This window comes from Sulfurospirillum diekertiae, assembly GCF_011769985.2.
In the GTDB taxonomy this organism is placed as follows: domain Bacteria; phylum Campylobacterota; class Campylobacteria; order Campylobacterales; family Sulfurospirillaceae; genus Sulfurospirillum; species Sulfurospirillum diekertiae.
Map to the genome: position 1 here is coordinate 669,758 of NZ_CP039734.2, position 14,998 is coordinate 684,755.

A 14,998-nucleotide genomic window follows, 5' to 3' on the forward strand; every position below is an offset into this window, starting at 1 on the left:
TAAAAGGGCAAAAAGAAAATGGCGAAAAAATACATCGATGTGATGGATACGACGTTTAGAGATGGGTTCCAGTCAGTTTTTGGTGGACGTGTACTTATGGATGACTTTCTACCTGCAGTAGCAGCAGCAAGAGATGCAGGTATTAACCATTTTGAATTTGGTGGCGGGGCACGTTTCCAAAGTCTTTATTTCTATTTAAATGAAGATGCCTTTGAAATGATGGATAGATTCCGTGCTATTGCAGGCCCTGATGCGAACCTTCAAACACTCGCTCGAGGTGTTAATACTGTTATGCTTGACACCGGTAATCGTGAACTGATTGATTTACATGCTAAAATGTTTCGAAAACACAGTACAACAACGATTCGCAACTTTGATGCACTGAACGATGTCGAAAACCTCAAATACAGTGGTGAGCGTATTGTACATCATGGTCTTAAACATGAAATCGTTGTCACTATGATGGATCTTCCTCCCAAATGTGTTGGTGCTCATGATGTTGCTTTTTATGAAAAAACACTGAGAACAATTTTGGATTCTGGCATCCCATACCACAGCGTTTGTTTCAAAGATGCCAGTGGTACGTCAAGTCCTCAAAAAGTTTATGAGACCATAAAAATGGCCAAAAAACTCTTACCTGAAGGCATGCATGTAAGACTTCATACACATGAAACAGCAGGTGTCAGTGTTGCGTGTTATTTAGCTGCTCTTGAAGCGGGCGTGGATGGTATTGATCTTGCCGCTGCTCCTGTGAGTGGAGGTACAAGCCAGCCAGATATTCTAACGATGCTTCATGCGGTCAAAGGTAAAAATTATGATCTTGGTGGATTAGAGCTTGAAAAAATTCTTACCTACGAGGATGTTTTGCAAGATTGTTTAAAAGATTATTTTATGCCACCAGAAGCGGTGCAAGTCTCTCCTTTAATTCCTTTCTCTCCAATGCCAGGCGGTGCGTTAACTGCTAATACTCAAATGCTTCGTGATAATAATATTCTTCATAAATTTCCAGAAGTGATTAAAGCCATGCGTGAGGTTGTTGAAAAAGGTGGATATGGTACAAGCGTTACGCCTGTATCACAATTTTATTTCCAACAAGCATTTAATAATGTCATGTTTGGACCATGGACAAAAATTGCTGAAGGCTATGGCAAAATGGTTCTTGGTTATTTTGGAAAAACTCCAGTTGCACCTAATGCAAAAGTTGTTGCGCTTGCTAGTAAACAATTAAAACTTGAACCAACGAAGAAAAATGCGCTTGATCTTGCGGATGAAGATGAGAGTAAATCGTTAACAACGGTTAAGCAACTTTTGGAAAAAGAAGGATTAAAAGCGACGGAAGAAAATATCTTTATTGCTGCTTCATGTAAAGATAAAGGTATTGCTTTCTTAAAAGGCGAAGCAAAAGTCAATGTTCGTAAAATTGGCAAAGCTGATAAAGAAAAAGTCCTTTGCAATGCTTCTGAGGATTATACCGTTATTGTTAATGGTCAAAAATACAATGTTAAGCCATCTGATAAACAAGATGCATTTGTTATTAACGGACAAGAATATTTCATTGAAATTGAAGAAGGATGTAGTGCAGAGTCTGGTAACGCCGCACTTATCCCTTCTAATAATGCTGAAGTGAGAGCTGGAATACCTGGTTCTATTTTTAAAGTTTTGGTTAATGTCGGGGATAAAGTGACTAAAGGACAACCCGTCATCGTTATAGAAGCGATGAAAATGGAAATTGAAGTTCCCGCAACCATTGATGGTATTGTGAGTAGTGTTCGTGTTAATCAAGGTGATGTTATTGTTAATAATCAGCTCCTTGTTACGCTATAAGCTATAAAAATAGACAGAGCCAAATGTGGCAGGTGTCACTTGGCTCTTCGCTGTTGCAGAGATTTTCTGCTATGAATGATAATTAAATGTATTGAGGATATCAATAATATGTCGAAGATTAATGAAATTGAAAAATTAGGGTTAACCAATATTGGAAAGGTTCACTACAATCTAAGTTACGAAGAACTCTTGAAACATGAAATCGCTAATAATGAAGGACATGTTACAAGTAATGGTACATTTAGTGTTGATACAGGAATCTTTACAGGACGAAGCCCAAAAGATAAATATTTTGTAGATCAAGAGCCTTCTAATAAATATATCTCATGGGGTAAAATGAACCATAAAGTGAGTAAAGAGATATATGAAGAACTTTTTGAAAAAGTTAAAAAAGAACTCTCCGGTAAAGATATTTATATTCAAGATGCTTTTAGTGGTGGAAGTTTAGCCAGTCGCAAGAGTATTCGTGTTGTCACAGAAATTGCATGGCAGGCACATTTTGTAAAAAATATGTTTATTAGACCTTCAGAAGAAGAATTAGCCCATTTTAAACCAGATTTCGTTCTTTATAATGCATGTAAAATAGTCAATGAAGACTATAAAAAGCACAATTTACACTCTGATGTATTTGTTGTTTTTAATGTAGAAGACAATATTGCTATTATTGGTGGTACGTGGTATGGTGGAGAGATCAAGAAGGGAATCTTTTCTATGATGAACTACTGGTTGCCTTTAGAGGGGAAACTTTCTATGCACTGCTCAGCCAATGTGGGTGAAAAAGGTGATACTGCTCTTTTCTTCGGTCTTTCAGGTACTGGAAAAACAACTCTTTCAACAGATCCAAAGCGTAAGCTCATTGGAGATGATGAACACGGCTGGGATGATAATGGTATTTTCAATTTTGAGGGCGGCTGTTACGCTAAATGTATCAATCTTGATCCAAGCAGTGAGCCTGAAATTTTTGGGGCAATTCGTCAAGATGCACTGCTTGAAAATGTTGTTATGAATGATAAATGTGTAGTTGATTATGCAGATGCCTCTAAAACAGAAAATACCCGCGTGTCTTATCCTATTTATCATATTGACAATCATGAAACAAGCCTACAAGCAGGACATCCTAAAAAAATTATCTTTTTAAGCGCCGATGCATTTGGTGTTTTGCCTCCTGTATCTAAACTTAATAATGAGCAAGCAATGTACTATTTCCTCAGTGGTTATACCGCTAAAGTTGCTGGAACAGAGCGTGGTATTACGGAACCTGTTGCAACGTTTAGTGCCTGTTTTGGTGAGGCATTTTTACCACTGCATCCAACCGTTTATGCAAAACTCTTAGGTGAGAAAATCGCAAAGCATAACGTTGATGTTTATTTGGTCAATACAGGTTGGACTGGCGGAAGTTACGGTGTTGGAAAGCGCATGAGCATTAAAGCAACACGTGCATGTATTAATGCAATTTTAGATGGTAGTATTAATGATTGCGAATTTGAATCTATCCCTGTTTTCAACATCCAAGTACCAAAAGCACTTGATGGTGTTCCAACAGAAATTTTAAATCCTAAAAATACATGGGAAAATAAAAGTTTTTACGATGCAACCAGAGATGAACTTGCTGGTATGTTTATTGACAACTTTAAAAAATACATTACAGCGGATTCTGATTTCTCAAATGCAGGTCCAAAACTCTAATTTTAACTTTACATGTAAAGGAGTTTTTGAGCTCCTTTACCTTTTAATATCACAAAATCTAACGCAATTTTATAGGAGATATTTGAATGTCAAAGCTATGGTCTGGCAGATTTGCCGCAAGCGGAGCACAATTACTCGACGAATTTAACGCTTCATTACCTTTCGATAAAAAACTATACGAAGAGGATATCAAAGGCTCAATTGCGCATGCAACAATGCTTGCAAAACAAGGTATTCTCACCCAAGATGAAGCCGATCAAATCGCGACAGGTTTACTGCAAATCAAACAAGAGATTGAATCAGAAACATTTGTTTTTGATATTGCCCACGAAGATATTCACATGTCGGTCGAAACAAGGCTTATTGATCTTATTGGAGAAGCAGGAAAACGCCTTCATACAGCGCGCAGTCGTAACGATCAAGTTGCCGTTGATTTTAGACTGTACGTTCAAAAACAAAATTTAGTGATAGTGCATGTATTAGAAGAGGTCATTGATGTTTTAATGAGTATTGCTAAAGAACACACCAACACACTTCTTCCAGGCATGACACATCTTCAACATGCCCAACCCATCAACCTTGCCTTTCACCTCTTAGCGTATGTTTCGATGTTTAAACGAGACATTGAACGCCTTGAAAGTTCTTACCAACGCAATAATATTTTACCTCTTGGCTGTGCCGCCCTTGCGGGGACACCTCATAATATTGATAGAGAGTATGTGGCCAAGCTTTTAGGATTTGATAGTGTGAGCGTGAACTGCCTTGATACGGTCAGTGATCGTGACTTTGCACTTGAAATTCTCTTCAATATTTCGACGATTATGATGCATATTTCACGATTTGCGGAAGAGCTTATTTTGTGGTCAAGCTATGAGTTTAAATTTATCACGCTTAGCGATGAATACTCTACAGGTAGTTCCATTATGCCCCAAAAGAAAAATCCCGATGTCCCTGAACTTTTACGTGGTAAAACAGGGCGTGTGAATGGCAATCTGATTGGATTATTAACCGTGCTTAAAGGACTTCCTCTAGCGTACAATAAAGATATGCAAGAGGATAAAGAGGGCGTGTTTGATAGTGTTGAAACCGTTTACATGTCTCTTAACATCCTCAAAGAAGCGGTTCGTACGATGACTATTAATGTTGGACGCATGAAACAAGCCTGCGAAGTTGGACATTTAAGTGCAACGGATTTGGCTGACTATTTGGTTCAAAAGTGCAATATCCCTTTTCGTGAAGCTCATTTTATCACAGGGCGTGCCGTAGCACATGCTGAAGGATTAGGAATTGATCTTAGTGTTATGAGTGTAGATGAGCTTCAAAAAGTTGACGCTCGCATCGGTGAAGATGTCAGCGAATATCTCTCTTTAGTTCATTCGATGAATGCACGAACTTCTCAAGGAGGAACGGCAGTCTCTTCTACATGTAAACAGATTGAAATTTTTGAAACATGGATAAAATCGCGTCATTAAGTAAATCATGAAGAGGTTCTTCCTCTTCATCTATAGTGTTTTAAAGAAATTTGTGAGTATCACTATCTACTTTGTGTGCATCATTATTTGATTTTTTATCACTCGAAAGAGTGTCCCATGAAAGTGGCGCTCCCCCTAAAAGGTGAAAATGCAGATGCAAGACTTCCTGCCCACCATCACTGCCATTATTGGTAATTAAACGGTATCCACGCTTGTCCAATTCTAAAAGTTTAGCCACTTGCTGAATAAATTCTGTCATTGTAACCATGATTTTTGGATCAACTTCTTGAAAACATTTATACTCTTTTTTGGGAATAATCAAAATGTGTATAGGCGCTTTTGGATTAATATCGTGGAATGCTAAAAAATCCTCATTTTCTAGTACTTTGTTGCAAGGAATTTCACCACTTACAATTTTACTAAAGATCGTCATCGCCTTCTCCTCTTTTTTAGGATGATTTTAACCTTTTATAATTAAAGTTTGACTAAAATGGACATTCGAATAGATTGAAGAGCATTATTGATGCTTGTGAATGAAAGGCAACCCTTTGAAAGATATAGAAAATGCGATAGGTTCGTGTACATCGCTTGTTGAATTAGAAAAGATGCGAGTCTCTCTTTTTGGTAAGAAAGGGTATTTTGCTGCACAATTTGAAGAGCTCAAAAAGCTTGAGGGTGAAGCAAAAAAAGAGTTTGCTCAAAATCTCAATATCAACAAAGAGAATTTTTTAGAACGACTCAATCAAAAAAAGAGTGCACTTGAAAGTGTTATGATTGAAGAGCAAATGCGTAAAAGCAGTGTTGATGTCACACTTTTTAATCAAGAAAGCGCAGCAGGGGCATTGCATCCTGTGATGGATACTATGGATAAAATTATCGAATATTTTGTAAGTATGAACTTTTCGATTGAGGAAGGACCTCTTGTTGAAGATGACTTCCATAATTTTGAAGCCTTAAACCTTCCAAAGTATCATCCAGCACGTGATATGCAAGATACCTTTTATTTTAAAGATTCGATGTTGCTTCGTACGCACACCTCTCCTGTTCAAATTAGAACCATGCTCAAACAAAGTGCACCGATTCGTATGATCTGCCCAGGTGCTGTTTTTAGACGTGATTTTGACATTACGCATACTCCGATGTTTCACCAAGTCGAAGGACTCGTGGTCGATAAAACAGGAAAAGTCTCTTTTGCTAATTTAAAATTTATTCTCGAAGACTTTTTAAAATATATGTTTGGCGATGTTAAAGTACGTTTCCGTCCAAGCTTCTTCCCCTTTACCGAACCTAGTGCAGAAGCGGATATTAGTTGTATTTTTTGTCATGGTGAAGGCTGTCGTGTCTGTTCTCATACCGGCTGGTTGGAAGTATTAGGCTGTGGCGTTGTCGATCCGAATGTCTTTAAAGCCGTTGGGTATAAAGATGTCAGTGGTTATGCCTTTGGACTTGGTGTTGAGCGCTTTGCGATGCTACTGCATCAAATTCCAGATTTAAGGTCTTTATTTGAGGGTGATTTGAGATTATTGGAGCAATTTAGATGATAGTAACGAAACAGTGGTTAAATGAATGGATTGATATCAGTGCGATTGATACGGACAAAATTTCTATAGCACTCAATGCCATTGGTTTAGAAGTCGATGGACTCACAAAAATCAGAATTCCTCAGAATGTTCTTATTGGTCATGTTGTCTCATGTGAGAAGCACCCCAATGCGGATAAACTCAATGTCTGTCACGTTGATGTAGGTGCAACTGTTCAGCAAATTGTGTGTGGGGCTAAAAATGTTGCAGCGGGACAGATGGTAGCTGTTGCACTGATTGGAGCAGAACTTCCTGGCGGCATTAAAATCAAAAAAGCGAAACTCAGAGATGTGGAATCCTGCGGTATGATCTGCTCTTCCACGGAGCTTGGACTTCCGAAAATCAATGATGGCATTATGATTTTGGATGAGAGTATTGGAAAGCTAGAGCTTGGAAAACCTCTGTGTGAGTACCCTTTAATCAACGACGATGTGATTGAAATTGGACTAACACCTAACCGAGGTGATTGCCAAAGTGTCTATGGTGTAGCTCGAGATTTGAGTGTCTATTTTGATTTGGAAGTAAAAACATTAGGACAAAAAGAGGAAGAAGAAAACCAACCAGGGGTAGGACGAGTGTTACATCTACACGGTAGTGAAGCACTTTCAGGCTCTTATATGTACAAAGTATTTGACAATAAAGAAATTGGTGTTCCTCTTTTAGTTGAGCTTCGATTAGGTTTTGCTGAGGTTGAATCTTCGTGCTTACTGGGTAAATTGATTGACTACGCAACTTATGTGACAGGTGTACTTCTTCGTGCTTATAATCAAACCTGTTTTGGTGCTAAAGATGATAAAGCAAAAATTACCATTGCTAAAGATGAAAATGGATTAGATGCTATTTATGGTCTGAATGGACAAAAAATAGCGATTGCTGGAGTTGCTCAAATGACTGAGTGCAAAGCCTCAGCAAGTGATGAACGCATTATTATCGAAGCAAATTACACGCATCCTGAAATTATCGCGTCACGGAGTGCCAATAAAAAACTAGGAGCAGATAAACATCTGTATCGCTCTTCACGAGGTAGTGAACCACAGCTTGCTTTTGGGTTAAACTATTTTTTTAAAATGCTTAACAAGCGTTCAAAAATTATGGCTTACGCAGATTCTCAACAAATTACACAAGATTTTGAAGCCAAGATTATCAATATTCACCAAAGTGACTTGACTGAAATGATTGGCGAAGAGATTCCTAAAAATAAGATTATCAAGATTTTGAAACAGTTGGGATTTGGTGTTAACTTTGCTTTTGAGCAAGATGTGATTAATGTGAAAATTCCACAATTTAGATCAGATGTGATCAATACGCAAGATATCTGTGAAGAGATTGTTCGAATTGTCGGTATTGATAATATTCATTCCAAGCCTTACTCTTTTGCCGAAAAACTTAAAATTAATCAACCTTATCTTAATTTTAAAAAACGACAGATGTATCGTTATAGAGCCGTAGCTGCAGGATTTTTTGAGACATTGCATTTCGTATTTGGTGACAGTGAAAATGCTAAGAAATTTCATTTACCGCTTTTAAATGAAGCACTTGAAGTTGCAAATCCTATTACAAGTGAACTTAATACGCTTCGAAGCTCTTTATTGCCAAATATCTTAAATGCGGTTTCAAATAACCTCAAATTTGGTAAAAAACGCGTAGCCCTTTTTGAAGTAGGAAGTGTTTTTGATAGTGAGAGAACGGAATCTAAAAAAATAGCGTTTGTTTTTAGTGGCGAAAATGGCATTCCTGAGATTTCCAACCATGGAAAACCAAGTAAAATTGATTTTTTTGCCTTTGCAGAAAAAATTCAAAGCGTTCTGAGTAACTTTACACTTCTTCCACTTGAAGAAGTTAATGGTCTTTGCAGTCCGTATGAAGCAGCTCGCGTTATCATTGATGGTGTTGAAGCGGGTTATATGGCACGTGTCAATGTCCAAGTGGAAAAAGAGCTTGATTTAGATCGTACGTATATTTGTGAGCTTGATTTTGAAGCGCTTTCATATAAACGTAAAGTTGCAAAAGAGTATTCCAAATTACCCTCTTCATCACGTGATCTAAGCCTACTTGTAGATGCAAAAATGCAATACTCGGAGTTAGAGAGTTTTATTACGTCCATTGCTCCTAAAGCTTTAACAAAATTTGCCGTGATTGATCGTTATGTCCATGAAAGTTTGGGAGATAAAGTCAGTCTTACACTTACGTTACAATTTCAATCTTTAGACAAAACATTTGAAGAAGAAGAAATCGCCTCAATGGTAGAAGCGCTACTTTCAAAAATTCAAGAGAAATTTGGAATTACCATCCGATGAAAACGTTACATGTAAACCCCAAAGTCTCTTTTGAGTTTACAACCGATCAAATTGCCAGCGATAAGTCTATTTCGCATCGCTGTGCGATTTTTTCACTTCTAAGTGATCAACCTTCTATGATCAAAAATTATTTGCCCGCAGAAGATACACTGTGCACACTTAGCATTGTTCAGTCTTTGGGTGCTCAGATCGAAAGAGCAGAAGATGGAACACTGACGATTACGCCACCTCTTAGTATTGTTGAGCCTCCACTTATTTTAGACTGTGGTAATTCGGGTACGGCAATACGCCTTTTAATGGGATTTCTCTCTTCGTGTAAAGGTTTTTTTGTCTTGTATGGAGATCAGTACCTTTGTTCTCGTCCCATGCGTCGTGTTGCAGACCCACTACGCAGTATTGGTGCACAGATTGATGGAAGAAGCGAAGGTAACTATGCCCCTCTTGGCATTCGAGGAGAAACGCTTAAAGCATTTTGCTACGAGAGTAAAATTGCTTCGGCTCAAGTGAAGAGTGCGCTTATTTTAGCAGCTCTTCAAGCAGATGGAATTTCAACATTTAGTGAGCCAGAACTGAGTCGTGATCATAGTGAGCGAATGCTTCGTGGCATGGGTGCTAAAGTGATTTCTGAGGGTTTACATGTAACGATTCATCCTCAAAGTACACCTTTGAAACCTTTAAAAATGACCGTTCCGAATGATCCATCCAGTGGATTTTTCTTTGCTGTTGCCGCTGCAATTAATGCGGGGAGTTCTGTGACACTCCACAATATGCTTTTAAATCCCACACGCATTGAAGCCTATAAAGTACTTGCACGTATGGGAGCCGAGGTTCAGTTTATCGAACAAGAGAGTATGTATGAAAGTGTCGGTGATATTGTCATCACAGGTAAAGAGCTCCATGGTGTTGACGTCACTGATAATATTTCATGGCTGATTGATGAATTGCCTGCTCTTTCGATTGCTTTTGCCTATGCTAAAGGCAAAAGCCTTGTCAAAAATGCACAAGAATTGCGTGTAAAAGAGAGTGATCGCATCTCCAGTGTAGTGAAAAATCTTCGCTTGTGTGGTATGGAAGTTGAAGAGTTTGACGATGGTTATGCCGTACACGGTGGAGAACTAAAAAGCGCTACAATTAACAGCTTTGGAGACCATAGAATTGCAATGAGTTTTGCTATCGCAGGAACGCGTGTGAGCATGGTAATTGAGGATATTGACTGCATTAACACTTCTTTCCCTAACTTCATTGAGTTACTTTCTCAAATAGGCAAGGTGAACACATGAAAATTAAACTTGCTACCAGCTATGGTTTTTGTTTTGGCGTGAAGCGTGCCATCAAAATCGCAGAAAATACTAAAAATGCTTCAACCATTGGACCGCTTATTCACAACAATGAAGAGATTAACCGTTTGAGTGAAAATTTTAATGTCAAAACATTGCATGATATTAAAGAGGCGGATGGTGTTGGTAAAGCGATTATTCGGACGCATGGTATTCCTAAAAAAGATTTGGAGATGCTTCTTAAAAGTAATGTTCAAGTCATAAATGCTACTTGCCCTTATGTGACAAAACCCCAAGAAATTTGTGAAAAAATGAGTATGGAAGGGTATGAGATTGTCATTTTTGGCGATGCCGATCATCCCGAAGTAAAGGGCGTTGAAAGCTATGCAATTCATGGTGCTCATGTGGTACAAAGTGTGGAAGAACTCGAAAAAGTAAACTTTAAAGGCAATAAAATCGCGGTGGTTTCACAAACGACGCGGAAGATCAGTGAATTTTTAGAGATTACCAATTATTTAGAGACACGTTACAAAGAGGTGAGAGTTTTTAATACCATCTGTAACGCCACTTTTGAGAACCAAGATGCAGCAAGAGAACTTGCAAAAGAAGCTGATGTGGTGGTTGTTATTGGTGGAAAAAACTCTTCAAATACCAAGCAATTACATAGTATTTGCAAAGAATATTGTGTGGATAGTTTTTTAGTGGAAAGCGAAAAAGATTTAGATCCAAGTTGGTTTAGCGGAAAAACGCTTTGTGGCGTGACTGCGGGCGCTTCAACGCCGGATTGGATAATCGAAAAAATAGTTGGAAAAATCAGCGAAATTAAAGTATAATAGGCAACTTTTACATGTTTACATGTAGCTAAATGTGTCAAAAATCAATCAAAAAGGGTATAAAATGGTAAATGAGGCGAACAAAGCTGTTCATACTGACGCCGTAGACGAGCATGAGGAGATGGATTTTGCGGCTATGTTGGAAGAGTCTTTCAAAGATTCTGAGAGAGATGCACTCATCAATGGTGTTGTTGTAGCGATCAAAGAAGATGTTATCTTAGTGGATGTGGGTAAGAAGTCTGAGGGACGTCTGAACGCATCTGAGGTTACAGATGAAAATGGCAACATAACATGCAAAGTGGGAGATGTAATCCCTGTAGTTATTACAGGATTCAGAAACGAAAGACCAGCGGTTTCGCACAAAAAGGCCCTTCGTAAAGGTCATATTAAATCATTTATCGCTGAATATAAAGAAGAAGACGATATTGCTCTTGATGTTAAAATCACCGGTAAAAACAAAGGTGGATTTATTGCTGAGAATGCTGAGGGTATCGAGTTTTTCCTCCCACGTTCTCAAGCTGCGGTCAAAGATATGAACGCACTTATGGGTAAATCACTCAAAGTTAAAATTATTAAAATTGACACCGACACAGAATCTATCATCATTTCTCGCAAAAAATTCTTGGATGACGAACGCAAAAAACGCAAAGAGATCGTTCAAGAGTTGATTGACCGTGATGAAGTGGTTGAAGGAACCATTAAAAAAATCACTACCTACGGTATGTTTGTAGACGTTGGTGGTATTGATGGCTTAGTTCATTACAGCGAAATCAGTTACAAAGGTCCAGTAAACCCTGGTACACTTTATAAAGAGGGTGAAGTCATTCCTGTTAAAGCGATCAAATATGACAAAGATAAACGTCATCTTTCTCTTTCTGTAAAAGCGGCTATGCCAGATCCTTGGGATGAGATTAAAGATGAATTAGAGACAGGTGATTCGATTCAAGTTACCATCAGCAATATTGAGCCTTATGGTGCGTTTGTTGATCTTGGTAATGACATCGAAGGTTTCCTTCACATATCTGAAATTTCATGGGATAAAAATATCAAACACCCACGCGATTACATCGAAGAGGGACAAGTGGTTGATGTTGAAGTAATTGAGATTGATGCTAAAGAGCGAAGACTCAGAGTATCTTTGAAAAACGTACTTCCAAAACCATTTGATGATTTTATGAAAAAATTCAAAGTAGGTGATGTTGTTAAAGGTGAGATCACTACCATCACAAACTTTGGTGCTTTTGTTAAAATCGGTGGTATTGAAGGTCTTTTACACAATGAAGATGCTTCATGGGATCGCAATAATAAATGCAAAGAGCTTTTCACTGTTGGCGCTGAAGTTGAAGTCAAAATCGTTAAAATTGATGAAGAGACTGAAAAAGTATCTCTCAGTAAAAAAGAGCTTGAAGACAGCCCAATTCAAAAATATGCAAAATCTCATGAAAATGGTGACATTGTTCACGGTAAAATCAGAGATATTAAAGAATTTGGTATTTTCGTTGAGCTTGAGGACAATGTTGACGCATTGATTCGTAAAGAAGATTTGGGTCAGGTTAATGAAGCAGATTTGAAAATTGGTGATGAAATTGAAGCAGCCATTACCTTTATTGATGACAAAAAAAATCGTATCCGCCTTTCTGTAAGACGTCTTTCAAAATTGAAAGAAAGAGAAGCACTTAAAGAGATCAATAAAGAAGAGAAAATGACGCTCGGAGATATTTTAAAAGATCAACTGAAATAATCGATGCAAAAAAAAGTACTTGGCGCAGTTTTTTTACTCCTCTTTGCAGGGGTAGGATTTTTCCTCTATAAACTTCTTCATCAAAATGTAGATGTTACTGTTGAGGTCGCCAAGTATGAATCTCCGAAAAAGCAAGAAATCAAACAAGAAACATCGGAAACAGTTTGGATCAAAGAGATGGCACATAAAGATGCGAGGGAGTTTGTATTTCCTGTGAATGAGCTCTTTATGCAAATTGATTCGTTTGGGCAAAAAAGTGGTAGTGGCGGTAAGTTAAAGTCATTTCGCTTGGTGATTGATCGAGTGGATCGTTACTCTCTTTTTTGTATTATCCAGACACTCACCTCTTTGCACCTGCCCTATATGGTGATAAAGGAAGATAAAGTTCCACTCATTTATATAGAAGAAAAAAGTGAGAAACAGCTAAACCAAGTTGTTCTTGAACTTGAAAAATACGATATAAAATCAAAAATTGTCGAGGTTTGGTTATGAAACAGAAGAAAATCATTGTATGCGATGCAATCCACGAAAAAGGTTTTCAAATCTTACGTGCTGAGAAGGATATAGAAGTTATTGACGCTGTGCGTTTACCCAAAGATGAACTTTTAAAAATAATCGGTGATTGTGATGTTGCTATTACACGTAGTTCTACCGATGTTGATGAAAAATTTCTCAATGCGGCTACCAATTTAAAAGCAATTGTCAGAGCAGGCGTGGGTGTTGACAACGTAGATCAAGATGGTTGTAGTAGACGTGGTATCATTGCTATGAACGTACCAACAGCCAATACAATCGCTGCTGTAGAACTTACTATGGCACATCTGTTAGGAACAGCACGTAGCTTTGTGAATGCCAATAATCACCTCAAAATCGAGCGAGTATGGAATCGTGAAAAATGGTATGGTGTTGAGCTTTGTGAAAAACGTCTTGGTGTGATCGGTTTCGGTAATATTGGTAGTCGTGTTGCCATCCGTGCGAAAGCCTTTGGCATGGAAGTAATTGCCTATGATCCGTATATCTCTGCTTCAAAAGTAACTGACCTTGGAATGACCTATACTGAAAATTTTGATGACATCTTAGCTTGTGATTTTATTACGATTCATACTCCTAAAAATAAAGAGACTATTAACATCATCTCACATGATGAAATTGCAAAGATGAAAGATGGTGTGCGTCTTATTAACTGTGCACGTGGTGGTTTGTACAATGAAGAAGCCTTATTTGAAGGTATCAAAAGTGGAAAAATAGCCTTTGCAGGTATTGATGTTTTCTCAAAAGAGCCCGCAACGAGTCATCCACTCTTAGACCTTGAGCATATCTGTGTTACCCCACATTTGGGTGCAAATACCCTTGAATCTCAAGAGAAAATTGCAATCCAAGCGGCTGAAAATGCAATTAGTGCCGCACGTGGTATTAGTTACCCCAATGCGCTTAACTTACCAATTAAAGCTGAAGATATTCCTGCCTTTATTGAACCGTATTTAGAGCTTGTTCAAAAAATGGGTTTCTTGGCAGCTCAGCTTAATCGTTCTGCAATTAAGTCTGTTAAACTTGAGTTAGAAGGTGATATTGGTGCTTATGGCAAATCACTGCTTACCTTTGGAATTGTTGGCTCTCTTAAAGAAGCCAATGAAAATAAAATCAACTATGTTAATGCAGAGTTTGTTGCTAAAGAAAAAAATATTGAAACAAAGTTTGAAGTTATCAACAGTACCAGTGGCTATAAAAATCAAGCGACATTAATTTTAACAACAGAAAAAGATGTTGTGAGTATTAGTGGAACGGTTTTTGGTGAGAATGAACAACGTATTGTGGGTATTAATGGATTTAAATTTGACTTTAAACCAAAAGGCAAAATGATTATCTTTAAAAACCACGATGTTCCGGGTGTTATTGCACATATTGCTTCCACCTTAGCTAAAGAGAATATTAATATTGCGGACTTTAGATTGGGTCGTGGTGCTAATAAATTTGCAATGGCTGTTATCTTAGTTGATACAGATATTGATAAAAAAATCATTGCAGAGCTCAATCATCTTGAAACATGTGTTTGGGTTGAGTACGCTGTTTTATAATTTATTTCGATCATTTGAAGAAGAGGCATGTTTAAGACATGTTTCTTCTTTTCTTCTGTTTTTTGTTTAAATAAAGTTAACTTATATTGAACAATACTCAATTCTATGGGCTTCAAAATCTATTTTAAAAAGTAAAATTTTATTATCTTTTCCTAAAACATTGTGCTTAATTATTTTTGATAAATAAACAAATATTATAAATTTGATAATATT

At 37.6% G+C, this 14,998-nt stretch carries 11 protein-coding genes; 10 read left to right on the forward strand and 1 reads right to left on the reverse strand.

Annotated elements, in window-relative coordinates:
• Positions 1-18 precede the first annotated feature (18 nt).
• The 3 genes from FA584_RS03485 (at position 19) to argH (ending at position 4,982) form a co-directional block, all read left to right on the forward strand.
• The gene (locus FA584_RS03485; protein ID WP_167750229.1) at positions 19-1,824 is read left to right on the forward strand and encodes a biotin/lipoyl-containing protein; all 1,806 of its coding nucleotides are present in this window, start codon (positions 19-21) and stop codon (positions 1,822-1,824) included.
• A 108-nt stretch (positions 1,825-1,932) separates the two neighbouring features.
• Positions 1,933-3,510 carry a phosphoenolpyruvate carboxykinase (ATP) gene (gene pckA, locus FA584_RS03490; protein WP_167750230.1) on the forward strand — a complete coding sequence of 526 codons (1,578 nt, stop codon included), beginning with the start codon at positions 1,933-1,935 and terminating at the stop codon, positions 3,508-3,510.
• A gap of 86 nt (positions 3,511-3,596) precedes the next feature.
• Positions 3,597-4,982, forward strand: coding sequence for an argininosuccinate lyase (argH, locus tag FA584_RS03495; protein WP_167750231.1), 1,386 nt, complete (start codon positions 3,597-3,599; stop codon positions 4,980-4,982).
• Positions 4,983-5,022: 40 nt separating this feature from the next.
• On the opposite strand, the gene FA584_RS03500 is transcribed toward argH, so the two are convergent.
• The gene (locus FA584_RS03500; RefSeq protein ID WP_096045994.1) at positions 5,023-5,415 is read right to left on the reverse strand and encodes a histidine triad nucleotide-binding protein; all 393 of its coding nucleotides are present in this window, start codon (positions 5,413-5,415) and stop codon (positions 5,023-5,025) included.
• 115 nt (positions 5,416-5,530) lie between these two features.
• Here FA584_RS03500 and pheS point away from each other — a divergent pair, with 115 nt between their 5' ends.
• The 7 genes from pheS to serA all read left to right on the forward strand — a co-directional run bounded on the left by pheS (position 5,531) and on the right by serA (position 14,785).
• Positions 5,531-6,523 carry a phenylalanine--tRNA ligase subunit alpha gene (gene pheS, locus FA584_RS03505; RefSeq protein ID WP_167750232.1) on the forward strand — a complete coding sequence of 331 codons (993 nt, stop codon included), beginning with the start codon at positions 5,531-5,533 and terminating at the stop codon, positions 6,521-6,523.
• Positions 6,520-8,859, forward strand: a complete 2,340-nt coding sequence (pheT, locus tag FA584_RS03510) for a phenylalanine--tRNA ligase subunit beta (RefSeq protein ID WP_167750233.1) — start codon at positions 6,520-6,522, stop codon at positions 8,857-8,859. Before pheS ends, pheT begins: the two co-directional genes overlap by 4 nt.
• Complete coding sequence (gene aroA / locus FA584_RS03515; protein WP_167750234.1) at positions 8,856-10,139, forward strand: 3-phosphoshikimate 1-carboxyvinyltransferase; 1,284 nt, start codon at positions 8,856-8,858, stop codon at positions 10,137-10,139. Before pheT ends, aroA begins: the two co-directional genes overlap by 4 nt.
• A complete protein-coding gene (locus FA584_RS03520; RefSeq protein WP_096045997.1) occupies positions 10,136-10,969 on the forward strand; it encodes a 4-hydroxy-3-methylbut-2-enyl diphosphate reductase in 834 nt (277 codons plus the stop codon). The genes aroA and FA584_RS03520 overlap by 4 nt, the downstream gene beginning before the upstream one ends.
• A gap of 64 nt (positions 10,970-11,033) precedes the next feature.
• Positions 11,034-12,710, forward strand: a complete 1,677-nt coding sequence (locus tag FA584_RS03525; protein ID WP_167750688.1) for a 30S ribosomal protein S1 — start codon at positions 11,034-11,036, stop codon at positions 12,708-12,710.
• A gap of 3 nt (positions 12,711-12,713) precedes the next feature.
• Complete coding sequence (locus tag FA584_RS03530) at positions 12,714-13,202, forward strand: hypothetical protein (protein WP_167750235.1); 489 nt, start codon at positions 12,714-12,716, stop codon at positions 13,200-13,202.
• The gene (serA, locus tag FA584_RS03535) at positions 13,199-14,785 is read left to right on the forward strand and encodes a phosphoglycerate dehydrogenase (protein WP_167750236.1); all 1,587 of its coding nucleotides are present in this window, start codon (positions 13,199-13,201) and stop codon (positions 14,783-14,785) included. The genes FA584_RS03530 and serA overlap by 4 nt, the downstream gene beginning before the upstream one ends.
• Positions 14,786-14,998 lie beyond the last annotated feature (213 nt).